Here is a 24668-nt window from a genome sequence, read left to right as displayed (position 1 = left end):
AGAAATCTAAATATGAAATCTCAACTTGATGCGGATTCGTATTCATATGAGGACATGGGGACATCGGCAAGGCAGCACTCAAGGTTTTACGTTCTTCGCACTCAGGTAGGTGTAGGGTTTTGTTCGCATGGCTCATCTAGGTCGTGAAGAGTTGCATTCGAATTGGAACTCAAGAGCTATATTAAGCCCAAGCGCAGTAGGTAGTTTTTTCCGCTCTCACATGGATTTACATAATTGAACACCGTCGAAGGAGCGTGCACACAGTCGTCACCTTAATACTCTCTAACCTTGCTTAGTTTTCAACAGCATTCATCAGTCGGTAAATGGTCCGAGATTTGCTGTGCAGTGCCACACGATCTGTGTCCCTCATGTACCAACCTCTGGAAGGAGCGGTGTTATGCGGATGATTAAGAAGTTGTTTGGAAAGAGATTTGCTCTGCCGGCGATCGTGCTGTGTACACTGGGGCTCCCATTAAACGTAGCCCAAGCGGCGCTGGTGACTTATTCGTTCACGGGAGGAGTCAGCAACATCAGCGGAACCTTGCTCTCACCGTCGATGAACCTGACTTCTCCGGTATCCGGATCATTTCAGTTCGACAATGCCACGAGCGGATCAGGAGGAGCGTATCCGGCCGTCACGGCCTTTACTGTGACGATCGGAGGCTATACCTCCACCTTCGCACCGGGGGCCAATGCTGTGACGGTCTCGATGAACACCAGTCTGGGTGGTGGGATGTTTGGAGATCGTTGGAAGCTGGAGTCTGCCGCCACCGGCTCTCAAGTCAATGGCTTCGCGCCATCGAGCTTCGATCTGCGTTTGGATCGTGAAGGCGGAGGGTTGTTCTCCAACACCAACCTGCAGAATCCGCCCAGCTTAGACGCGTTGACCGCGACTAGGTGGAGACTGGTGTTTGAAGATTCTGATGGAAATTTAGTCAATGTGCGTGGGGCGTTGAATAGCCTGACTGCGGTGCCCTTGCCGGCGGCGGTGCTTCTGTTCGGAGCCGGACTTATTTCATTGGTCGGTCTGGGTGCGGGAGGTTTGAGAAACCTCGGCGGATCTAAGGCTTAGGAAGTCTGCCCGACGACTGGGCCTGATACCAGGAGGTGCGGTATCGGGCCCGTTCTTTCTTCGAAATCAATCGACAGGTCACAGGTTGCCATAGATAATCAAGCTTCGCCCCGCTCTTCCGGACCTTTTTAGTTCGCTTGACTCATTCCTAATCATCGTTTGAATGACGCTGTCTTATGACTAGCAATCGCTATCTTCTCTTCACCTCCATCCTGATCGTAGCGCTAGTGGGCTACATGTACGCAGAGAGCCTTGCCTATTTGTCCAGCCGATGGGTGGGCACAGAAGACTACAGCCACGGAATCTTTGTGCCGTTCATTAGCGGATATCTTATCTGGCAACAGCGGCAACGCCTCAGCCAGGTTACGAGGGAAAAATCCTGGCTAGGGCTTATCGTTATTGCGGTAGGACTTGTCCTCTACGTAGTCGGGGAATTGTCCACACTGTTCGTCGTCCTTCATGTCTCCTTGTGGATCGTCATCGTTGGGTTGGCCATCACGCTGCTCGGTATTCATGGAGCCAAGGCCATCGCGTTTCCTCTTGGGTACCTGCTCACGGCTATTCCTCTCCCGATGTTCTTCTACGCAAATCTGTCGAGCCAGCTTCAGCTGTGGTCATCTTCTCTCGGTGTTGGCTGCTTGCAGCTCGTCGGAGTGATGGCCTTTCGAGAAGGCAATGTCATCGATCTGGGGCCGGTGCAACTTCAAGTGGTCGAAGCTTGCAGCGGTATTCGCTACCTGCTTCCACTGACTTCTCTCGCGCTGCTCTGCGCCTATCTCTTCAAAGACAAGATGTGGAAGAGAGTGCTTCTGGTTCTTTCATCGGTTCCGATCTCGATCCTGCTCAACGGTTTCCGCATCGGCATGATCGGGGTTTTGGTTGAACTCTACGGGAAGGGAGCCGCCGAAGGCTTTTACCATCTCTTCGAGGGATGGGTGATCTTTATGGTGAGTCTTGGGCTTTTGATCTTGGAAACGGTGCTGCTGGGAAAGGTGAACGCATCAATACCCGAAAGGCCATTTCGAGAACGATTCACCTGGAGAGATCAAAGGGTCGATATCGGCCATGGAGATGGGTCCAAGGTTGTGCCAGGGGCCATTGTAGTTGCTGGTCCAGCCTATCTGTGCAGTGTCGTACTCCTCGTCCCATTCAGTCTGGTCACCGCGGCACTTGCACAGCGCGCAGAAACGCCGCCTCCGCGAGCGACCTTTGTCGATTTTCCGATGCAGATCGATGGCTGGAACGGAGCACCCTTCCCACTGGAACAGCAATACATCGACGCACTTCGGTTCGACGACTACGTTCTTGCGGATTACCGATCAGACCATGAGCAGCCAGTCAATCTCTATGCCGCCTACTACCGATCACAACGGAAGGGCCAATCGGCCCATTCGCCGAAAAGTTGTTTGCCGGGTGGAGGATGGGAGATCGCGTCGTTGACGCAACGAGAACTTCCGATGTCTCAGGAGATGATGCAGCCGCTACGAGTGAATCGGGCGGTCATTCAGAAGGGAGACCAGAAGCAGGTTGTTTTGTATTGGTTCAAACAACGGGATCGCCATCTCACCAATGAATATCTGGTCAAGTGGTACCTGTTGTGGGACGCCTTTTCTCGGCAACGGACGGACGGAGCCCTCGTGCGACTGGCCTCGCTGGTCGGTCCGGGCGAATCCGAATCCACAGTCGACCAACGTCTTCAGAGGTTTGCGGTTGCAGCCGGGCCAGAGTTGACCAAATTCGTGCCCGACTGAGCGTTGGTGAGAATGTTGAGAGACTGTCTATGGTGAACGCGCTGTTCTTTAGTTCCATGACCGCCTTGCTGCTGTGCATGGCGCTGATTCCACTTCTGCGGATTATGGCAGAGCGCTTTCAGATCATGGATCAGCCGGGAGGCCGGAAGGTTCATGAACATCCGGTTCCACGGATCGGCGGACTTGCCTTTGCCGTCGGCGCCTGTGCGTCGATCGCCTGGTGGGGCCCAAAAGAGGCGACCACACTGTCGGTTCTTTTGGGCAGTGTCATCATTGTGGGATTCGGTGTCTGGGACGACCGTGTCGACCTTGGCTACCGAAGCAAGCTCGTTGGACAGTTGCTCGCAGCCTTTGTGGTTGTTTGGGGTGGAGGTATCTGGTTTACCACGCTTCCTTTCTTGCCTGATGTGGAAGTGCCGGCATGGATCGGCATGAGCATCACCGTCGTGTTTCTCGTGGGGGTGTCCAATGCAGTCAATTTGACGGATGGATTGGATGGGTTGGCCGGTGGCCTGTCGTTTCTAACTCTGACGGGGATTGCCTATTTAGCCTATCTTTCCAATGACTCGACGGTCTTGTTGTTGACGGTCCCTTTTCTTGGAGGACTGTTGGGTTTCTTACGGTACAACACATATCCGGCTCGGATTTTCATGGGAGACGGCGGCAGCCAGTTGCTGGGATTCATCATGGGTGTCCTCGCTGTGCTGTTGACGGATTCATCACGCGGTCCCTTCAGTCCGAGCCTCGCGCTCTTCTTATTGGGGTTGCCGTTTCTGGACACGCTCGGCGTGACGGGACAACGGCTGGCGGAAGGCCGTTCTCCGTTCATCGGCGATCGTGCGCACATTCACCACAAGCTGCTTCGCTTTGGGTTCACGCATTATGAAGCCGTCACCGTCATCTACGTGATCCAGGCAGGAATGCTGGGCTTGGCCTACGTTCTGCGGTGGGAATCCGATACCTTGATCCTGCCGCTCTATCTCATGATCGCCGGATCAGTCTTGATGTTGTTCATCGCAGCAGGGCGCGGCCTTCTTCCCAATCTCACTGCACAAGGCCGCCATTTCCTCCCGAATGTGACGATGACAAGACTGATGAATGGCCGCTGGCTGACGGATCTGCCCACGCAGTTTCTCGCCGTGACGGTTCCCTGCTTTCTGATTGCATTGGTATTTGTCCCATCGAACGTGCCGTCGGATGTCGGGTATCTGTCGATCATCATATTCGGCATTGTGTTGCTCGGTCTCTCGTTCTCTCCTCGGGTCGCGCCGTATTTTGTGCGCGGCGGGCTCTATGTCGGGACGACATTTCTGCTGTATGTGTGCGAGGCATCAAGATATCGGTCCATGTCCGCCGTGGCGATGGCCCACAACGTGTTTTTCGTCATGGTTGCCGTCATGGTCTTATTGAGCCTACGGTTCAACGAAGACAACCGTTTTCAAACCACACCGCTCGACTATCTGATGGTGTTCTTGGCCGTGACGTTTCCGCTGCTTCCGGAAGTCAGTGCCGACATAGCACACTTGGGCGTCTTCGCCGCCAAATTGATGGTGCTTTTTTTTTCGTTTGAGCTGCTGTTGCATACCTTTGCAAACCGCGTCAAGCAGCTCGGCCTTGTATCACTCTGGATTCTGTTCGGGCTCGGAATTCGGATTTTGTTGTAGCGAAACAGGTTACGTAATAACCTAGCCCCATGCTTGCCTTATTTCTTCATAAAAAATCAGTGCCGATCTCCGGCACGTGCGTGTTGATCGGTGGCGCGCTTGTGGCGCTCTTCACGGTCACCGCGTGCGGAGGTCCGGAGGAAAGGAAGGCAAAATACTTTGCCCGGGCGAATGAGTACATTGAGGCGGCCAATTACCCCAAAGCACGGGTGGCGTTGAGAAACGTGCTGAAGATCGATCCAAAAGATGCGGAGGCCTACTATCTCTTTGCTCAAGTCGAAGAAAAAGAGAAAAACTGGCGTAACGCCGTTCAACTGTATCAAGAGGCTGTCCGCCTGGTCCCCGATCATACGGCCGCCCTCATCACGCTGGCCAAGTATTATCTTGAAGCGAGACTGACGGATCATGTGGTTGAAGCCGCGGACAAGATCCTGAAAAAAGATCCACATCACCCTCAGGCCTTGGCGTTAAAGATTGCGGCGGAAGCCGTGACGGATGAGGCGATCCCTTCCGCTGTTCCCAAGGCTGAAGCCCTCGCGAAGGAGTTTCCAAATGAACCGGATGTGGCCATTCTTCTCGCGACATTATATGGCCAGCAGCGGCGCTATCGTGACGCGGAGACGACATTGAAGGGCGCACTCGAGACCCATCCAAGGGACCTAGATCTTCTGAACAATTTACATAGGATCCTGACACAGGCCCACAACATGGCCGGTGCCGAGGCAGTCCTGCATCGGATGGTTGAAGCTGAACCGACGTCTTTTGATCATCGGGTGAGACTCGCCCGCTTCTACATTGGGGTAGGGGCGGAGCAGAAGGCGGAAGCTGTATTGCGAGAGACGGTGGCTTTGGACCCAAGCAGTGAGGAGCGCCGGCTACTCCTCGCCGAGTTCTTTGTGAACAAACGGGACGTGGTTTCTGCCGAGCAGGTGCTGCTTGATGCGATGGTGCAAATCCCGCAATCAACCAAAATCCAGCTCGGGTTGAGTGCGCTCTACAGGAAAAGCGGACAGCATGGCAAAGCTCGTGCGCGTTATACCGCATTGGTCGAGGAGTACCTCGACAAGCCCGCCGGTCTGGAAGCCAAGGTCCGATTGGCGGAGATGGATTTTGTGGAGGGGAAACATGCCGATGCCGAGCGCCAGGCGCAGGAGGTGCTGAAAGACAATCCTCGATCATCGGAAGGGTTGATTCTGTCAGGACGGCTGGCGTTGGCCAGAAGAAACGGAAAAGAAGCGGTGCAGGCGTTTCGTACCGTCCTGCACGATCAACCAGAGTTGGCTACCGTGCATTATCTACTCGGTCAGGCCTATCAGCTTACCGGCGATATCAATCTTGCCAAAGATAGTTTTGAGCGGGCCGTGGCGCTCTATCCGGATCAGGTGGATGCGAAGCGATCCTTGGCCGTCCTGGAGAGCAAAAGCGGACGGTATCGGCAGGCCCGTGCCAGACTCGAAGACTTACTGAAACAGCGTCCCGATGATGTCGACGCGGTCGATATGCTGATGACGTTGGATCTGGTGACGAAGAACTGGCAGGGAGCGGAGCAAACTTTGAGGCGCCTCCGCCAGATTGCAAGCAATAGCTATGTCGCCCTGTTGGCTGAGGGACGATTCTATGAAGCCCAGAGCCGTTTGGCCGAGGCGAGTCGAGCCTACGAGCGTGCGGCGACTTTAGCCCCAAATGAACCAGAGCCGCTTCTGTCGCTGGTGAAGGTGGAAGTTGCTCTGGGGCAGATTGCACAGTCCAAGGCTCGGCTGGAGTCTCTGGTTGCGTCTCGCAAGGATCATCCATTCGTGCATGGATTGTTGGGGGAAGTCTTGGCTGTGACCCACGAATACGAAGAGGCGGCTGTCCATTATCGAGAGGCCGTGCGGCTGAATCCAAAGTGGATGGCGCCTTGGCTCAACTGGGCGACGTTGGCATTGTCTCGGAAGCAGTCGGACGTGGCTGTCCAGATTCTACAAGAAGGTCTCAGGGCCAATCCGGATAGCGAGGAATTGCATATGCTCTTGGCCTCCGCGCATTCCGAACAGGGGCAGATCGATCGTGCCATGGCCGCTTATGAGACGACCTTGCGCGTGAATCCTCGAAACCTGCTGGCGGCCAATAATCTGGCGATCTTACTGGTGGATTATAAGGGTGATCCATCGAGCTTGCAGAGGGCCTTCGCGCTCAGCCGGGACTTTGAAAAAGACGCTCCGCATCCCCTCTTTATCGATACGCTGGGATGGGTACGGTTCAAGATGGGACAACCGGAAGAAGCGATTCGATTGTTGAAAGATGCGGTCACCAAATCTCCGGACATGTCCGTGTTGAATTATCATCTTGGGATGGCGTTCTTTCAGTCCGGGAAGCGTACCGAAGCTCGGACCTACCTGTCGAAGGCTCTCAAGAATTCGGATCCATTCGAAGGGCGACGAGAGGCGGAGCAGGCCCTCGCGCAGATACGGGGGTAAGGAGAACCTATGTGTTGTTCTGTTCGATCGATCATCGGCGGTTTGCTTGTCGTTGCAGCGGCAGTGCTAGTGAATTCGATTGCTCTGGCAGGTGATGCGATAACGCCTGGAGTGGTGTCGATGGCCGATCCCGAGTATCGCCTCGGTCCCGAGGATATCTTGCTGGTATCGGTGTGGAAGGATGAACAGTTGACACGAGAGGTTGTCGTCCGCCCGGACGGGATGTTTTCGTTTCCCCTGATTGGCGATATTCAGGCCGAAGACCGAACGGTCGAGGAGATTCGCGGCGACATCGTGAAGCGGCTGACGAAGTATATTCCGAATCCCAATGTTTCCGTGGCGGTCACCAAAGTCATCAGTTACAAGGTCTACGTCGTCGGGCGAGTGAATAAGCCCGGTGAGTACTTGATCGGCCATTATACCGACGTCCTGCAAGCACTCAGTCTTGCCGGTGGTCTGACTCCGTTCGCCGCGGAAAATGATATCAAGGTCATGCGTCGAGTGAGAGGAGCACAACGTGCGATTCCCTTCCGCTATGGAGATGTCCGCAAGGGGAGGGATTTGGAACAGAACATCCTGCTCCAGCGCGGTGACATCGTCATGGTGCCTTGACCATCCCGCGCATGCAACCGAGCGCTAATTTGAGAGGCCGGACGTGCAGTCGGAGGGCTGCCGTCTCGGTTCTTTTGACGGCGGTGATCATTGCATGGAGCGTCGTGTCACAATCAGAAGCCGCCGAGTGGTCCGTGGCGCCATCCGTCGGGGTGAAAGGTGTCTATAACAGCAACTTAGTTTTGACCCCTCTGGCACATGACGAGACCTACGGCATATGGGTGACACCCGCGGCGGAGTTTGCCGGCAAGACAGAACGTCTTGATGTCAGCAGCCGGCTTGCCACGGACGTGGTCGGGTATTTCGGCGAGGAAGAGAGACAGTTTACGAATGTTTTTGCTCCCTTGTCCGCGAGGTATAGGACCGAAAAAGACACCATCGGGTTCTCCGGTGGCTTCACTCGCGACAATACCTTGCTTGGAGAATTGCAAGAGACGGGAGTTGTCCTGGAATTTACTCAACGCAATCAGTGGACGGCGAACCCGACGTGGACCAGACGCGTGACCGAAACATTGTCGGTACAATCGAGCGTTCAGTTTTCAGACACCGCGTATGAGAGTCCTCGGTTGGTTGATTATCGCGTTGCGGGTTGGTCCGGCGGTTTATTGTATCAACTGAGCGAGCGGGATAACCTTCAATTGTCCGGGTCGTATGTTCACTTCCGGACCACGGATTCGCCGTTTGGGTTTCGAGCCGATTTCCCGGGCATCAACATGAGTCTGACGCATGTCTTCAGCGAATCGCTGACCGGCACCGTGTATGGAGGCCCGAAATTCTTGTCCTCCACATCGCAAACGTCGTCCGGAAACATCACGGCCAGGGATACGGTGTTGGTGACTGGAGCCAGCATGGAAAAGAAGTTTGAGCGGGCCGCCCTTCACGTGTCCTTTGCCCGTGATCTAGGGCCCAGTGGATTTGGATTGCTCATCCAAACCCACCGGGGCGAACTATCCGGGTCATATGAAATATCCGAAACCCTGGCTTGTTCCTTTAATCTGGTCGGTGTCCGGACTTCCGGAAAGACACAGGCGGCCATCGGCGGAGTCTTTCCGGACAGCAGCTATGTCAGCATGGCGCCGAAACTCTCATGGACGTTTTTCGAATGGTGGCAGGCCGAGGTGTCGTACATGTATCGATGGCGTGACGTTGATACGGCTGCGGATTCAGCCCAATCCCATGCGACGACGTTCATGGTGACCTATTATCCACCCAAATTCTCATTTTCAAACTGAATCTATGGCACAGACACACGTTTCCCTACCAACATCCGGACCCAATATGAATTTGAAGGACTACCTCGCGGCTTTTCGTCGCCGCCGAAAATCGGTCCTGCTCACCGGACTGAGTCTGTTCATCATATCCTTGATGACGGCATTTCTTTGGCCGCCGACCTATAAGTCGACGGCGACGATATTGATTGAAGAACAAGAAATTCCGTCTGACCTTGTCCGATCGACCATCACGAGTTATGCGGATCAACGGATCGAGACCATCAAACAGCAGGTCATGAGTCGCACGACGCTCTGGAAGGTGGTCGAACAATTCAATCTGTATGAAGATCAACGTAAGAATAGCCCGGCTGAAGAAGTGGTGAAGAGCTTTATCAAAGACATCCAAGTCGAAGTGATGAGCGCGGATGTGGTGGATAAACGCACCCAGCATCCGACAAAGGCGACCATCGCCTTCACGGTGGCCTATCAAAACCGCTCTCCCGAAGTAGCTCAGAAAGTGGCGAATGAACTCACTAGCTTGTTTTTGGGAGAAAACCTCAAGAGTCGAGAACGCCAGGCTCAGGAGGCCACCTCGTTTCTACAGCAAGAAGCGGAGAATTTGGCCCGGCACATCGGCGAAATCGATGAAAAGATCGCAGCGTTCAAGCAACGAGCCAACGGGGCACTCCCGGAGCTGACGCCGTTGAATCAACAGTTGATGAACCAGGCTGAACGGGAATTGTCGGACGTCGACCAGCAGGTCCGAAGTCTTGAGGAACGAAAATCCTATCTTGAAGGAGAATTGGCGACGATCAAACCGAATACGCCCATCCTGTCCGTGACAGGCGAACGTATACTGGATTCATCCGAGCGCTTACGGGCACTTCGCGCCGAATATGCGGGTGCCTCGGCCAATCTTTCGGTTGATCATCCGGACATGATCAAGATGAAACAGGAAATCGAGGCTTTGGAACGAGAGACGGGACAACTGCCCGATGCGGAGGAAACCTCGAAGCGACTCATCGATGCACGTGCGGCATTGACGGCCGACTTGGAACGGTTGGGGAGCGACCATCCCGACATCGTACAGGCCAGGAGAAAAATCTCCGCTCTTGAGCAGGAGGTCCTGCGGCTGCGAGCCGTATCGAGCAAAAACAACCATCAACGACCGGAAAATCCCGCCTATATCAATCTTCAGGCTCAGTTGAATTCAGCCCGGTCTTCCTTGGAAGCGTTGCGAAAGACCAGGCAGGATATCAAACGTCGACTACAGGAGTATGCGACACGCCTGGAAAAGGGTCCGATGATCGAACCAGAGTATCTGGTCCTGATACGTGATCGAGATACCTCCGGACAAAAATATCAGGACATTCGATCACGCCTGTTGGAAGCGAAAGTGGCTGAAGGTTTGGAAGTTCAACGAAAGGGCGAACGCTTTTCATTGATCGATCCTCCTGGTCTCCCTGAAAAGCCGTACAAACCGAATCGTGTCGCCATTGTCCTTCTGGGATTTATTCTTGCCATCGGCGGTGGAGTCGGTTTGGGAGCCGCGGCCGAATCACTTGATCATTCAATCCGGACGCCTGATCAGCTCGTCGCCTTGACACAGCATTTCCCTCTGGCGGTGATTCCATTCATGCCGAACGAAGCTGATGTGTCTCAGGCGAAGTTTCGGCGTCGGATGGTTCAAACCGCAGGCATCGGCGCGTTTACGACGGTTCTCTTGTTACTGCACGTGTTTGTCGTTCCTTTGGACGTCTTGTGGTATACCGCGCTGAGGCGGTTTGGCATGGAGTAATAGAAAGGTTCTCATGGATCGTATTCGTACGGCTCTTGAATTGTATAGAGACTCTAAAGGCTCCTCCCAGGGAGAGACCTCCAGACGGACTGCTCAATCGGTGCCGCCATCGATCACCTATACACGAACCAAGTCGCTCAGTATTCCGTATGACGTTTTGCACGGACACCGAGTCATGGCGGCACACAAGAAAGGACCGTTCGTCGATGCGTATAAGATTCTTCGAACGCAGGTCACGCAGCGACTGCGAGAGAACGGGTGGAACGTGGTGGGAGTGACGAGTCCTGGTTACGGCGAAGGCAAGACTCTGACTGCCGTCAACTTGGCGGTCAGTCTGGCCATGGAGACGACCCAGACGGTGCTGCTCGTCGATTCCGATCTACAGGATCCCACCGTGCATCAGGTCTTCGGCTTGAACGACTGCCTCGGTCTAGCAGACTATCTGTTGGACGATCAGCCCGTCGAAGACCTGCTTCTCCACCCGGGAATCGGACGGTTCGTCTTGTTGCCGGGAGGACGAGCGATCTCAAACTCCACGGAGATCTTAACCTCTCCCAAAATGCTGGCGCTCGTCGAGGAGTTGAAGCATCGGTATCCGTCTCGCGTCGTGATATTCGACCTGCCTCCATTGCTCCATACGGCGGATGTCTTGGCGTTCTCCCCGTATACGGACGCCCTTTTGATGGTCGTGGAGGAAGGGAAGACGACGGGTGACGAACTCCAGCGAGCCCTGACGCTCGTCAAAAACTCACGCCCGGTATTGGGAACGGTGTTGAACAAGGCCGGCCGATCGTCATTGACGCTTGCACAGATGAAGGCCATGGTGTCCATGTAGACGCGGTCATCGCGCGGCGGATCTATGTACGAAGCGTTTTATCAGTTCAAGACCAAACCGTTTGCGCTTCTGCCGGACAGCAGTTTTCTCTACCCGGGATCCGAGCACCAAGCCGCCTACAGTTTGCTGGAATATGGGATTTTGAGTCAGGCGCCGTTTATGGTGCTCACGGGTGATCCCGGGATGGGGAAGACTTCCCTTCTGCAGAAGCTCATCGCCGAGCACGGAAGCAAACATAAAATCGGGCTCGTGACCAATGCCCGTTACGACATCGAGCAGCTCCTGCCATGGATTCTGTTGTCGCTCGGGTTAAGCACCAAGCGGCTGGATCCCATCGAAGCCTATCATTTATTCTCAGATTTTCTTGCGCAGGAGTCCAAACGTTCGCGCCGGGTCATCCTCATTGTTGATGAAGCACAAAGCCTGGGGGCTGAGCTGCTCGAAGAATTGCGGCTATTGTCTAACATGAACGACGGTAGGACCTTGAAGCTCCAGATCATTCTTTCCGGCCAACCCGATCTCCATACACTGCTCCAGCGCATCGATATGACGCAATTCGCGCAGCGGATCGTCGTCGACTATCATCTGAAACCGCTCTCTGAAGTGGATACTGCGAATTACGTGCGCCATCGAATACGCGTCGCTGGAGGTTGCCCGTCTCTCTTTACGAACAAGGCCTGTGCCTTGATGCATCGATTGAGCCGGGGAAACCCGCGACTGATCAATCAAGTGTCGGATATCGCCTTGACCTACGGGTACGCGGAACAGGCAAGAATTGTTACCGCCAAACTGGTGGCCCAAGCCGCTCTGGACCGAAGCAAGGGAGGAATTCTTCCTCTGGCCGCCAAAGAAGAGTTGCTCGAATTGGCGGAGGTTCCAGCGGATCCATCCGAGCTGGATGATCCGATTCCGAGCCCAGAGCCGACCACGCCGGTTCAAGAATCAACTGAGCCTCATCGGGCGACCTCTTCCGAGGAGGACTACATGCGGGCGATGGTGCTCAAGGAGGAAGGGCATTTGAAAGAAGCAGTGGGGCTGTTTCATACGGCGGCCAGAGATAAGTCGATCTGGTTCAAGGCCTATTCACAAGTCGGATTGTGCTACGTCAAGATGAAGGAGCATCATGCCGCCATACAGGCGTTCCGCACCGCTCTAGAGGACCCTCGGGCTCAGCAGCACGATGTGCTGGATGTGCTCTATGTCTTAGGGCGTAATCTCGAGGCCGTCGGGAAGGCGAACGAAGCTCTCGAGGTCTATCTTCGCATTACTCATACGACCTCAACCTTTAGAGATGTCGCGAACCGATTACGAGAGTTGCGGCAGATTCTCAAGCGGTCGATTGATACAGGGAAACCCGCATCGGAAAAATATTCGTGGTTCAGTGGTGCGGTCCACTTGTTCTACGCCTTCTCATCGGCGGTCAGAAATAGACGGTCCTCTCTCTTTTTGTAGGGCATTTCCTCAGACTTCCGCGCCATTGGGAAATGAAAAACTCCGTATCCTAATTGGTTATGTCTCCTCATCGGTATAGGAAAGACGATGTCTAACGGGAGTTTGGACTCATTCGTAAAGCGTAGACCACTCATTTTTCATGCGGCTTTTCCATTCTTTCTGTCTAAACGCGAGGATTTCTGCTTGTATTGAACGGTATGCCGTTCGCGATCGAGGAACAAGAAGATCATGTCGAATCCGATCCAGGACTCGGCCGACCCCGATGTGAGCCCTGCTGAGCGCTATGAGCGGGGGCTGGCGTTAAAAAACGCCGGATTGCACAAGGCCGCCATCGATCAGTTTGAATTGGCCGCCGTGAATCTGTCCTTGGCAGTCAAGGCCTATGCACAGATTGGGCTGTGTTATAAATTGTCCGGCCGCTACGAGGATGCGATCACGGCGTTTCAGAAGGCGCTCAACACCACACCGGCGTCCTCCAAGGAAACCGTTCAGATTCTCTATGTTCTAGGCCGGACGTTGGAATCATTGGATCGTATTGCCGAAACGTTGGAGGCCTATCGTTGGATTAGGCGGGAGGATGCGACATACCGAGATGTGGCAGAGCGTATAGAGCGGCTCAGTTCCCGTCGCCCGCCTGTAACCCCTAAAAAAAGTTAGTCCGAGACAGTGGCTAAGCGGGCGAGGAAGAGGCGCACAATTCGTAGTCGAACCCTCGTCGTTGCAAACGAATTAAATCTCGTCGGCTGAGTTCGTCGACCAACGAGAACACTTGGTTCCAGGTGCATTCGGGCAGAGAGACGAGAAGTTCCTCAAGAGGGATCTGTCGCCGCTCTTGGATGATGGCCAGCACTTTCGCCGAAGCTTGTTGAGTCATGGTGCTCCTCCCTGTTCGCACAGGTTCGCGTGACGGGTATCCTTGACCCCGGTTCTCAAGGCCGGACTCCACCGAACGGCCATGATGCGCACGATCCCTAGAACCAGCAACATTCCGCAGAGTGTCGCCAGGGATTGCCAGTTTCCTCCTTTGAACCATTGAGAAATCACTTCCGTCAGCATAACGACCAGGATCGTATCGACGATGAACGTCACCTTCACGCGACCTTCACGGAAATAGGTCACCGTTGTTTTGAAGACTTCGACAATCGCCAGTAGGATGAGCGTATTCACGATGACTTGCCGCAACACGACTTCGGGAGAGTGGTCGACGAGCAAACGGATATCCCAAAACGTTTTGAGCGCACCACCGGTCAAGGCCGTGAGGAGCGTCAGAATCACCAGGCTGAGCACACCTTTCATGCCCCAGCTCCACACATCGAGAAAATCGAATTGGGCGAGACGCTGGCGGGCGGTCTTGTCATCAAACCAACGAATCGATTCGAGTGCCGGCTGCGACATGATGTCGTGTGTCCTCCCTATTCGTACCTAAAAAGCTATGGCCGAGATCAGTGTCTCTCGTGTTGTGTGTGTCCCGACTCTGTCCTTGTATCTTGATGTGAGGGTATCGAGCCACCGTTTCACAATTGTCATCTCCATGTAAAACTCATGTTAATTACTTGGGGCCTGTGTGGTAGTCTCGTGCTCCACGATGAGGAGGGTCGTTATGGACTGTATTCTGGTTCGTCACGGGATCGCTATGGAGCCTGAAGAATGGGAAGGGACGGAGGAGAATCGCCCTCTCACGGAGAAGGGGAAACGGCGTGTTCGCCAGGCGGCTGAAGGGCTCGCCGCACTGGATTGTAAACCGACGCATCTGCTGACGAGCCCGTTCGTGAGGGCCTACGATACGGCCAGGCTCTTGCGTGTGGCCCTCTGTCCTATGGTAAAGGTCGAGACACGGGAAGAGTTGGCGGTGGGGGCGAAGCCCGATCAACTGGTCAGTGTTCTGCACACCCTTCCATCCGATGCCGTGGTGGTCTGTGTGGGCCATGAACCTCAGCTTGGTGAAGCAGCAAGTCTGTTGCTCTGTGGGAAAGTGCTCTCTAATTTTCCCCTCAAGAAAGCCGGGGCTGCTTGTATTGCGGGAGAGAATACGATGAAACCGGGCCAGGGACACCTACGTTGGTGGCTTCAGCCGATTCAGCTTCGAACCATGGGCAAGAGAGCATATGGCATGAAACGAGCGAGGAAAACTTAAGAGGCGGCCGATTGGCCGTCGGCCGATGGCTTATGGTTCTGTAGGACCGGGAGAATGTATCCTCGGAGCTCATCCTGAATCTCTTCGGGCGATTTCCTGGCATCCACGACATTAAAGCGAAACTCCATCGCCATCTTATCGAATTCTTCGATCAGCAGGGTTTGATATTTCTTAAAGCTGTCATAGAGGTCTGCTCCGAGCCGCAGATCCATGCCGGATTCCCAATAATTCATTCCGGTGGTCTCGATGACCCGAAGTGCCAGGGTTTCAACATCGATCCGAAGATAGCAGACCAGGTCGGGAATCACCGCAAAACCGAACACGTCGCGGATCCATTGTCGGTCGGCGCTCCGCACGAAGTCGCGCGCGAACGCCGTATAGATGTAGCGGTCGGCCAGCACGACGAATCCGGATCGAAGAGCCGGAATGATCTGATGCTCGAGACGATCGGCGAAATCGGTCGCGTAGAGCAAACTGAGGGACCAACGATCGACGATATTGCCGGCCTTCGCCATCTCGATCGTTTTGGACATGAGGTTGGATCTGGTCCATCCGGTCGTCATTACGCCGTACCCTTGGACCTCCAGCCATTCTTGCAGCATCTCAATGTGGGTCGATCGACCGACTCCGTCGGTTCCTTCAATGGCGATCAGCTTGCCTTTGAGGTCACTCGGATCGAGGTACTTCAAACCGTCGCCAAAAAAGCGTGCGTCGCCCATAGGTGCCTCGTCTTGGTTTATAGCCGCGGAGCGCTTCTTCCACAAGCGCCCGCATCTGTTCCTGTTGCGTCTCGATGTCTTGAGTCGCATCCATCGTCAAGAGGCCGAATTCGTCGACGATCTTGTCGTATTCGGTGAGGATGCGAGACTGAAAAAGCCTGAAGCTTTCGGTGATATCCGGACTCAGATTCAGATCCATCCCGGCTTCATAGTACTTGAAGTGCCCGCGGGTTCCTCGCGAGAGTCGAGAGATCGCGACTTCGATCGGAACGTTGAAGTAAAACGCCATATCCGGCCTGATCGCAAACGCGTACAGTTTCCGCACCCACTCGTGGGAGACGCCCCGCACGACATCGCGTGCAAACGCCGTGTACATGTATCGATCGGCTAGGACGATCATCCCGGCCTTCAACGGGGGGAGAATCTGATGATAGAGCCGGCTGGCAAAGTCCGTGGCGTGTAGCAAGCTGAATGTCGTCGGAGTAAGGCTCTTCGATTTTTTCCCGCGTTTAGTAGTCTCTTTCACGAGTTCCGAGGAGTTCCATTCGGTAAAAAACACCTTGTGCCCCTTGGACTCCAACCACTTATGCAGCAATTGCAGTTGGGTGCTTTTGCCGGATCCGTCGATGCCTTCGACGATGATCAGCTTGCCGGGATGAGGATGAGGGGCTGTCTTCGTTGTGTGAGGGTCGGTCATGATGGCTCGGTTCCCAGCGGCACTCCGATGAACTGAACGCGGCGACGGAAGATCTGTTCGAAGAGGTCGGCTCTGCTTTTCGCGGCCCATAACTCCATCTCCGCGTCTCCTGTCAGATGTACTTCGATCGTCATCTGCTTCCCAAACTTGACGTTCACGGCCTGGACCAGGGAAAAATGTGTCCGATCGAGCCCGTCGGCGATCCGCAACAACGAGGCGAGGATTTTGACCACGCGCTGTATGCGAGGTGTGAGATCATCGAATCCTTCATGCTTCAGCGACGGCAATGCTCGTCGGTGGTAGCGCGCGATGTTGGCGACGACATCGATCTCCTCGGCCGTGAAGCCCCCCAGATCGCTGTGCTTGATCAGATAGTAGGTGTGTTTGTGATGTTGGCGCGGGTTGATGAGATATCCCACATCGTGCAAGACGGCCGCGTATTCCAACCAAGTGCGTTCCTGTTGGCCCAAGTGATGTTCCCGTTTAGTTTGATCGAAGAGACGCAATGCCAAGCCGGCCACGTGCTGCGAGTGCGCCTCGGGCGCGTGGCAGCGGCGGGCAAGGCCGATCACGTTCCGGCGCCGAACGTCTGGAATATCGTTTTCCGCTTTGAGCCCCTCTCGGTGCCGCGCGACAAAGTCATAGATCACACCCTCTCGAATGGCTTTGTCGCAGAGCGTCACCTCGTTGAGGCCGGACAGCTCCAGAAGACGGCGGAGGACCACGGCGGCCGGCAACAGCGTATCGACACGCTTGGGGTCCAGACCGGGGATCGCCAAACGAGCCTTCACCGATGACTTGGCCAGTTCCGTTTCAAGAGATCGGAGATCTTTCAGCGAGATCGTCGCAAGGTTGTGCTGGGGCAATGGTCGTCCGGTTTGACGGTAGTGGACGACCTCGCCGATGTTTCCCGCCATGCCGGACGTGGCGACCAGTGAATGAAACTTCTTGATCTTGAAGGAGGCAAACGCCTCGCGCAGGTGGGTGAGCACGGCCTGCTCCAGGGCCTGCATCATCGACTCGGAGGGTGGAGTCTTGGGGAGGAAGTGCTCCGCCAAACGGATCGCACCGAGTTTGAGGCTCTTGCCGTGGATCAACCCTTCCGGGTTGCCCACGATCAATTCCACGGATCCGCCTCCGATGTCGACGATAAGAGTCGGTCCGTCCGGGAGCGCGATACTGTTTTTGACTCCCAGGAAAATCAGCCGAGCTTCCTCTGTCCCGCTGATCACCCGCACCCGCAGCCCCATCTGCTCCATGATGAAGGCGACGAAATCACCGCCATTTTGAGCTTCGCGCACTGCGCTGGTTGCGACGGCGATGATACGGTCAAATCCTTTGTTTCGGGCGAGCGTGACCAACGTGTTGAGGACGTCCAAGGCGCGCGCCATGGCTTCGTCGGAAAGCCGCTTGGTGGCGAACACACCGTTGCCAAGCCGCGTGATGTCTTTGAACCGATCGAGTATTTTGAAACTGGCATCCGGCAGAATCTCGGCCAGTACCATGTGAATGGAGTTGGTGCCTATGTCGATGACGGCGAGTTTCGACACAAGATCATCCTTATGAATCGGGAGGCTTGCAGACAGTAATGAAAGCGGAAGGGGCTGTCAACAATCGGAGTGTTAACTTTGTATTACAGCCTGAAAGTGACGGACACATCACTTGACGACAAAATGGACGCTGCGGTTGTGTTGCCGACAGTCGCTGGTATATTCGAAGCACAGGGGGCGATCTTTTCCGTAACTCGTGGTCTTGACATCGATGGAGAGCCCCAGTTCCCGAAGGTAGGATTTCACGTTCCTGGCTCGGCGCTCGGCCAGCACGAGATTATACGCGGATGTGCCGAAGTCGTCGCCGCGGCCTTCCAGGATAAGATGGGTCACCGTGCCATGCCGAAGCTCCTTCACGTTGGACTCCAAGACACGCATCGCATCCGTTCGAAGGGTGTCTTGATCGAAATCGAACAGGACATCGCTCAATGTCCCATGAGACAGGCCGGTGGCATTCCGGGACACGAGTTCCGACTGCATGGCCGGTCCTGTGCGTGAGTCGGTCAGGTGCCTGTCGTCGGGGGGAATTTCTTTGATCGTGGGCTCCTTGATCAGTTCTCCCTGTGCCAGTTCCTCTTGGCCCGATTCCGATTCCCACCACCACCGTGCCGAGCAACCTTGTCCGAGAAGGAGAGCGATGACCAATGTGCCGGATGCAATGACAGCCAGAACCTGTCTCATAGGTCACTCCCTCCGAGTGAAGGACAGCCGATCGTCATTGAGGACGCGTCATCGCTTCTTCATAGATCGGCCGGGTATCGTTGATCGGTTCCCATCGTAAGATCGTCAAGGCATCCGTCACGTATCCCGGTGATCGCATGCCGTTCAACACGCAGGTGACTCCAGGCGTACTCGCAAGGAGCCACAACATTTTTTGGGACAGCGAAGCGGCGCGGTGCGACACCGGCAGGAGCGGATCGATTGCTCGAGAGACTCGTTCCGTTTGCGCATGGCTTTTCAAGGTCGCTTCGCGCCGGAACCCGCGCAGCAACGTCAACAGCTCAGGGATGTAGCGCTGACGCCAACGTTCCCATTGTTCGGCGACGTCTCCGGAAAGCTGATGTGAGAGCAGCTGTAAGACGTGATTGATTTGTGGCGCGATCATGCGATGTTCAATCTGTTCCCAATGTTCGAGCCCCTGAATCTGTGGACGGATGCGTTGCAACTCGGAAGACCAGTTGAAGAATTCGGCCGGCGCTGCCCCCGACCCGGTCGGCGGCACCGCCGGCGCAAGGGATGAACGGTATTCCTGCTCGAGAGCGCTTACCGAGCTCAGAGAGCGATCGATATCGATGGGGGGATCTTCGAGCGGCAGATCGGCCAGCCGTAACATGGTGTTCGGAGCCACCATGGCGTTCAAGGGCCTGTTCACCAACACCGCGATATGATTCTGTCGGGCATATTCCAACACGGTCTGATCCTTCGACGGGCCGGTGTTGGCGGTTCTGGCGGCTCCGGCCTCGAAGAGATTCATCGGGCATTGCAGCACTCGAAAATGATGGTTGGGCGCGCCGGCGGATCGAGCGGCGGCTTCGGCGGCCTCCACCATCCGTCCGAGCGAAGTCGCAGCCGGGTCGTCGGCGGCAGAGGTCACGGTGTTCGACGACACCCCGTAAAACTGAAGACGCCCAGCCTTGATTTGCGTCTCGAAGTAGATGAACGCCCGTTCGAGCCGGGCATAGAAGTCGCCTCGGAGTTTTTCCAGATCTTCTCCCCCGCGATGCGTCGCTTCCAAAAGAAAATATTCAGGATTATGCAAGAGGCAGATATCGAGCGTGGCAAGTCCCAGACGATCCAGGGACAGCGCCAGCTGGTCCGCCAAGAATTCCGGATGGAGGCAATGCCACATGCCGTCTCCGTACTTCACCAGTTCGGGGTACGGGCGCCCCGATTGTTCGTTGGCTTGAGCCAGTTTGAGATTCTGCCCTTGAATATACCCTATTTTGGAGACCACGATGATTTCGTCGCGGCGGATTTCACCCGATGCCACCAGTTCGGCCAGCACGGATCCCACCAGTCGCTCGCTGTCGCCGTCGGTGTAATTCGTCGAGGTGTCGATGAGGTTGCACGATTCTCGCAGCGCCTTCCTCAATGCATCCCGGTGTTCGGGACTTTGCATATCGACGCGGTATGTTCCAAACCCCAGTCGTGTCGTGGTCAGGCCGGTCGCTCCGAGCAGGGTAAAGCCTCGTGCCAATCCCGCTTCGCCGGCACGCGCCATCATGCGGGACGCATAAGTCGCCGTTCCTTGAACGGTGGCGTTTCCAGGGAGGCTGGCCCCCTGCAGCAGTTTCGGCCCGGCTCGGCGATCCATCGAGCCAGGCTGATCGTTCCGCAATGCATCGGCGACGGAACGGGGGTCGGTGATCGGCTGCCGGCAGGTGTAGTTTCGACAAATGTACAACGTGGGCTTGCCGGAAACGGTCGGTCTATCCTTTAAGAGTGGGAGAGAAGATGGCTCTCCCGGGGAGCCGGTCGCCACGATGCGGTTGGGAAGATAGCACTGTGCCACTGCGTCACGAAGTGCGCGAAGGCTGTTCTGCGGCTCATCGCCCACGATGGCCACTTCAACTGGTCCTTCGGTCAAAAAATCGACGACGGCCAGACTTTTGGCGAATGCACGCGGGTAACGGGATATTTGCCGGCCGTGGGCGCGTATGGCGGCGGTCGCGGCGCGGCGCCAATCTTCGCGATCGAAATGAAACGACAGTCTGGCGAGCGCCGACGCGGCAACGGCGTTGGCGCTCGGAGTGGCTCCGTCCATACCCTCCCGGTGGCGGAGGATGAGGGATTCATGCTGTTTCGCGGTCGTGAAAAATCCGCCCTGTTCCTGGTCCATAAAATCGCTGATCACGTATTCCGCCAGTCGTGCCGCGGCGTGGAGATATGATTCAGCGGAACCGGCTTCATAGAGATCCAGCAACCCCTCTGTCAGGTACGCATAGTCTTCAAGGTACGCCTCGAGGTGGGCGCGGCCGCCGCGGGATGTGCGCAATAATCGGTCGTCCGGTTTGGTATGGCTGTGAAGCAGAAAGTCGGCGGTTCGTTGAGCGCTCTCGAGATAGGCGGTGTGTCCGAAGACGCGGGCTGCTTCGGCCATGGCCGACAGCATCATGCCGTTCCAGGCGGTGATCACCTTGTCATCCAGACCTGGTGAGACACGATGTCGGCGGGCTTCATATAACAGCGGCTTGGCACGGGACGCGCTTTCCAACAACTCATCGGTGGTCAGATTCAGCTGCCGGGCCACCTCTTCGAGCGGACGAAGGCGATTGGGGATGTTCGTATGTTCCCAATTGCCCGATTCCGTGATGTCGTACAGCGCGCAGAATCGCCGTGCATCTTCGTCGTTCTGGAGGACATTCCGCACCTCGGTGGGGGTCCAGACGAAAAACTTCCCCTCGACACCCTCGGAGTCGGCATCCGTCGATGAGTAGAAACCACCTTCCGGTCCCGTCATTTCGCGACGCACATAGTCGAGCACCTCGGTCGCCACTTGCCGATAGGCAGATTTCTTGGTGACTTGATAAGCCTCGACGTACACGCGCGCCAACAGCGCGTTGTCATAGAGCATTTTCTCGAAATGCGGCACCAGCCATCGTGCGTCTGTGGAATAACGCGCAAAACCGCCGCCAATGTGGTCGTAGATGCCGCCGGCAGCCATCATGTCGAGGGTTGTGGTGACCATCTTGAGCGTGTGGGCATTGCGCGAGCGCCGATGACTTCGCAGTAAGAACGACAATCCCATCGCCGGGGGAAACTTGGGCGCCGTTCCGAATCCACCGTGGGTTTCATCGAAATCGTCCGCGAATTGGGCGACCGCTTCTTCCAGCACCGATTCGCTGATGGAGATGGGAGAGAGAGTCCCTCTTGAACCTTGTAGTTGTGCCGTCAACTCCTTGGCCTGATCCCGGATTTCCGATGGACGGGTGTCCCAATAATCCGCAATCTTTTTTAGGACGCTGGCAAACCCAGGTCGGCCCCAACGGTCTTCCGGAGGGAAATAGGTTCCGGCGAAAAACGGCTCCTGGGCCGGCGTCAGAAATACCGTCATCGGCCAACCACCCTGACCGTGGTTCATCGCCACGGTGGCGGCCATGTAAATCTCATCGAGATCGGGCCGCTCCTCCCGGTCGACCTTGATGCAGATAAACCATCGATTCATGAGCTCGGCAATCGCATCGTCCTCAAAAGACTCGCGTTCCATCACGTGGCACCAGTGACAGGCGGAATAGCCGATCGAGAGCAAGATGGGACGATTCTTTTCTTTGGCCGCCTGCAAGGCTTCCGGTCCCCAGGGGTACCAATCCACGGGGTTGTAGGCATGTTGCAGGAGATAGGGACTCGTTTCATGAACGAGTCGATTGGGAGTCCGTGTGCCCGAAGGAGCTGACATATAGCCAACCTAGCATCGTGGCTGGAACAGCGTCAACGGAGTCCTGAAAAGAGCCGTTGACGGCGGGATTTCCGGTTTTCTTACTACCCGTTTAACTGGCCGTGAGCAGAAGTTATGGTAGTCTAGACGGGGAGGACATGAATGAGAGACATCGGTCCATACTCCAATTACCGGCTGACCGTCCGACTGGAACTCGCGAATAAGCCGGGTATGTTCGCCAAAGTAGCGGCCCTGCTGGCGGAAGAACAGGCCAATTTGGGCGCCGTCGACATCGTATCGGCGACCAGGACACGCATGGTGCGAGATATCACCTTCGACGTGCAGAGTGAGGAGCACGGCGAGAAAGTTCTGGCGCGGTTGAATGAATTGCCGGACGTCACCGTCCTGTCGGCGTCCGACCGGATTTTTCTCCTCCATCTCGGAGGTAAGATTCGTGTGAGCAGCAAGTTTCCGATCAGTACCAGAAACGTGTTGTCCATGGTCTATACCCCTGGGGTCGGCCGTGTGGCTCACGCAATCGCGAAAGACAAGTCCAAAGTTTATACCTTTACGAGCAAGAGCAATAGCGTGGCCGTCGTCTCGGACGGCTCCGCGGTGTTGGGCTTGGGCAATCTCGGTCCGGAAGCGGCTCTCCCGGTCATGGAAGGGAAGGTGATGCTCTTTAAAGAGCTGGCCGGCATCGATGCCTGGCCGATTTGTGTGCACACGCAGGAACCGGACGAGATCGTTCGGATTGTCCAAGGAATCGCACCGGGGTTCGGCGGCATCAATTTAGAAGACATCAGCGCGCCCCGCTGCTTCGAGATCGAGCGCACACTAAAGCAAGTGCTCGATATCCCCGTCATGCACGACGACCAGCATGGCACGGCGGTGGTCCTGCTGGCGGCATTGACCAATGCGCTCAGGGTGACCGGTAAACAGCTGGAACAGGCTCGGATTGTCGTCAACGGTCTCGGTGCCGCGGGAACCGCATGCTGCCGCATGTTGTTGGCCGCCGGTGCGGCCCATGTATTGGGATGCGACAAGGAAGGCATCATCCTGTACGGAGAAGCCGAGCAACTGCGTGCCTGCCGAGCCGATCTGCGGGCCTGTTTGACGCGGGACCGCCCGAGAGGCACGTTGCGCGATGCGTTGAAGGATGCCGATGTCTTTATCGGGCTGTCGGTCGGGAATGTCGTGACTGCGGACGATCTCAATCTCATGGTCCGGGATCGAATCGTCTTTGCCTTGGCTAACCCGGATCCGGAGGTTCCTCCGGAAGTAGGGGCGACTCACGCCGCTATCTTTGCGACCGGGCGATCCGATTATCCGAATCAAATCAACAATGCACTCGCGTTTCCCGGGATCTTTCGGGGCGCGCTCGATGTGCAGGCCAGCCAAATCAACGAGGCGATGAAGTTGGCCGCAGCCCAGGCCATTGCCCACGTGATTCCGGAAGGGACTCTGAGCGAGGACTATATCATTCCCAGCGTGTTTGACAAGGAAGTCGTCCCGCGTGTGGCGCGGGCGGTCGCTGCGGCGGCCCGCGCCAGCGGGGTGGCCAGAAGAAGGGCCAAGGCGGACGATCTGCCCACCCTCGAGTAAACACTCCCACAATATTCCCCCGAAAAAGAAGATCGTGGCGGTCTTCAGGCCGTCGTTCAAGCTGTGGTAGAATACCCCTTTCTCAGAAGCTGACAGACCATGCCCTTTTCGACCGCGAAGTTTCTGAAATTCCGTAGCGGGATGCAAAAACGAATCGGATCATTGCGTTCAAAGACTGAAGACAGCATGGATTGCGCCGTCGAGACGATGATGGAAGCCCGTGTCGACGGGTTTTTCCAGGTGGAACAGGGACTCGAGGAAATCATCAAATCGCTCCTCGAGATCGAGGAAGAATTGGATGTGATTCGGGATTTGGCCGGGGCCATGCGTCTGGAGTCCAGGCTGGAATTCGTCGAAGAGCGATGGGATGAGTTCGACAGCGAAATTCGGGAGCGTCCCCGGCGGCGCCGCAAGCGGATCAGTCTCGCCGATATGCTCAAAGCCGCCGGTGGAGCAGGGGCGCCGTCGGAGAATCCACATGGCGTGAATAACGCGATGGACGCCTACGCTATTATGGGGGTGGAGTTCGGCAGTTCTCTGGCCGATGTCACCACCGCGTTTCGAAGCAAGGCGAAGCAACTCCACCCCGATGCGAACAACGGCGATCGCAGCTCTGAACCGGAACTTCGCCGCATGTTGGACGCCTATCAGTTTCTGAAGGAATACCTCAGTCTCAGCAATACGGAGCCGATGTTGCCTCCGGATCGCCGCTACAGCCCTTCCGAGTAACGCAC

The 24668-nt window shown here is 55.9% G+C and carries 20 protein-coding genes; 13 read left to right on the top strand and 7 right to left on the bottom strand.

Translation table 11 applies throughout. From position 1 onward, the window contains the following. Window positions 1-397: 397 nt before the first annotated feature. The 10 genes from A4E19_04175 to A4E19_04130 all read left to right on the top strand — a co-directional run bounded on the left by A4E19_04175 (window position 398) and on the right by A4E19_04130 (window position 13511). Entirely contained in the window at window positions 398-1072 is a 675-nt protein-coding gene (locus tag A4E19_04175; protein ID OQW33589.1) for a hypothetical protein, read from the top strand. 176 nt (window positions 1073-1248) lie between these two features. Further along, window positions 1249-2823, top strand: coding sequence for a hypothetical protein (locus A4E19_04170; protein ID OQW33588.1), 1575 nt, complete (start codon window positions 1249-1251; stop codon window positions 2821-2823). Window positions 2824-2852: 29 nt separating this feature from the next. Further along, window positions 2853-4487, top strand: coding sequence for a hypothetical protein (locus A4E19_04165; protein ID OQW33587.1), 1635 nt, complete (start codon window positions 2853-2855; stop codon window positions 4485-4487). A gap of 29 nt (window positions 4488-4516) precedes the next feature. After that, window positions 4517-6946: a hypothetical protein gene (locus A4E19_04160; protein ID OQW33586.1), complete on the top strand. Its 2430-nt coding sequence runs from the start codon at window positions 4517-4519 to the stop codon at window positions 6944-6946. A 9-nt stretch (window positions 6947-6955) separates the two neighbouring features. Continuing rightward, window positions 6956-7558: a sugar transporter gene (locus A4E19_04155; protein OQW33585.1), complete on the top strand. Its 603-nt coding sequence runs from the start codon at window positions 6956-6958 to the stop codon at window positions 7556-7558. Window positions 7559-7632: 74 nt separating this feature from the next. Continuing rightward, the gene (locus A4E19_04150) at window positions 7633-8790 is read left to right on the top strand and encodes a hypothetical protein (GenBank protein ID OQW33584.1); all 1158 of its coding nucleotides are present in this window, start codon (window positions 7633-7635) and stop codon (window positions 8788-8790) included. A 46-nt stretch (window positions 8791-8836) separates the two neighbouring features. Then, on the top strand, window positions 8837-10567 hold the full coding sequence (locus tag A4E19_04145) for a hypothetical protein (protein ID OQW33583.1): 1731 nt from the start codon (window positions 8837-8839) through the stop codon (window positions 10565-10567). 13 nt (window positions 10568-10580) lie between these two features. Continuing rightward, the gene (locus A4E19_04140; protein ID OQW33582.1) at window positions 10581-11402 is read left to right on the top strand and encodes an exopolysaccharide biosynthesis protein; all 822 of its coding nucleotides are present in this window, start codon (window positions 10581-10583) and stop codon (window positions 11400-11402) included. A gap of 24 nt (window positions 11403-11426) precedes the next feature. After that, the gene (locus tag A4E19_04135; protein OQW33581.1) at window positions 11427-12854 is read left to right on the top strand and encodes a hypothetical protein; all 1428 of its coding nucleotides are present in this window, start codon (window positions 11427-11429) and stop codon (window positions 12852-12854) included. 228 nt (window positions 12855-13082) lie between these two features. Continuing rightward, window positions 13083-13511, top strand: a complete 429-nt coding sequence (locus A4E19_04130; GenBank protein ID OQW33580.1) for a hypothetical protein — start codon at window positions 13083-13085, stop codon at window positions 13509-13511. A gap of 13 nt (window positions 13512-13524) precedes the next feature. On the opposite strand, the gene A4E19_04125 is transcribed toward A4E19_04130, so the two are convergent. Together A4E19_04125 and A4E19_04120 are read right to left on the bottom strand one after the other, a co-directional pair. After that, window positions 13525-13728, bottom strand: a complete 204-nt coding sequence (locus A4E19_04125; protein OQW33579.1) for a hypothetical protein — start codon at window positions 13726-13728, stop codon at window positions 13525-13527. Then, a complete protein-coding gene (locus A4E19_04120) occupies window positions 13725-14249 on the bottom strand; it encodes a hypothetical protein (protein OQW33578.1) in 525 nt (174 codons plus the stop codon). Before A4E19_04120 ends, A4E19_04125 begins: the two co-directional genes overlap by 4 nt. Before the next feature lie 205 nt (window positions 14250-14454). Here A4E19_04120 and A4E19_04115 point away from each other — a divergent pair, with 205 nt between their 5' ends. Further along, window positions 14455-14988 (top strand): hypothetical protein, encoded by a 534-nt coding sequence (locus tag A4E19_04115; protein OQW33577.1) that lies wholly within the window; start codon window positions 14455-14457, stop codon window positions 14986-14988. On the opposite strand, the gene A4E19_04110 is transcribed toward A4E19_04115, so the two are convergent. The 5 genes from A4E19_04110 to A4E19_04090 form a co-directional block, all read right to left on the bottom strand. After that, the gene (locus A4E19_04110; protein ID OQW33576.1) at window positions 14985-15707 is read right to left on the bottom strand and encodes a hypothetical protein; all 723 of its coding nucleotides are present in this window, start codon (window positions 15705-15707) and stop codon (window positions 14985-14987) included. The genes A4E19_04115 and A4E19_04110 overlap by 4 nt on opposite strands. Continuing rightward, the gene (locus A4E19_04105) at window positions 15655-16404 is read right to left on the bottom strand and encodes a thymidylate kinase (GenBank protein ID OQW33575.1); all 750 of its coding nucleotides are present in this window, start codon (window positions 16402-16404) and stop codon (window positions 15655-15657) included. The genes A4E19_04110 and A4E19_04105 overlap by 53 nt, the downstream gene beginning before the upstream one ends. Next, complete coding sequence (locus A4E19_04100) at window positions 16401-17954, bottom strand: exopolyphosphatase (GenBank protein ID OQW33574.1); 1554 nt, start codon at window positions 17952-17954, stop codon at window positions 16401-16403. Before A4E19_04100 ends, A4E19_04105 begins: the two co-directional genes overlap by 4 nt. A 108-nt stretch (window positions 17955-18062) precedes the next feature. Beyond that, complete coding sequence (locus tag A4E19_04095; GenBank protein OQW33573.1) at window positions 18063-18635, bottom strand: hypothetical protein; 573 nt, start codon at window positions 18633-18635, stop codon at window positions 18063-18065. A gap of 34 nt (window positions 18636-18669) precedes the next feature. After that, entirely contained in the window at window positions 18670-22350 is a 3681-nt protein-coding gene (locus A4E19_04090; GenBank protein ID OQW33572.1) for a hypothetical protein, read from the bottom strand. A gap of 141 nt (window positions 22351-22491) precedes the next feature. Between A4E19_04090 and A4E19_04085 the strand changes: the two genes are divergently transcribed. Together A4E19_04085 and A4E19_04080 are read left to right on the top strand one after the other, a co-directional pair. Then, window positions 22492-23934: a malate dehydrogenase gene (locus A4E19_04085; GenBank protein ID OQW33571.1), complete on the top strand. Its 1443-nt coding sequence runs from the start codon at window positions 22492-22494 to the stop codon at window positions 23932-23934. Between the two features lie 99 nt (window positions 23935-24033). Beyond that, window positions 24034-24663: a hypothetical protein gene (locus tag A4E19_04080; GenBank protein OQW33570.1), complete on the top strand. Its 630-nt coding sequence runs from the start codon at window positions 24034-24036 to the stop codon at window positions 24661-24663. Window positions 24664-24668 lie beyond the last annotated feature (5 nt).

It is taken from the genome of Nitrospira sp. SG-bin1, assembly GCA_002083365.1.
GTDB lineage: Bacteria > Nitrospirota > Nitrospiria > Nitrospirales > Nitrospiraceae > Nitrospira_D.
Note: the sequence above shows the minus strand (reverse complement) of the source record. Positions and strands in the feature narration are given on the sequence as shown.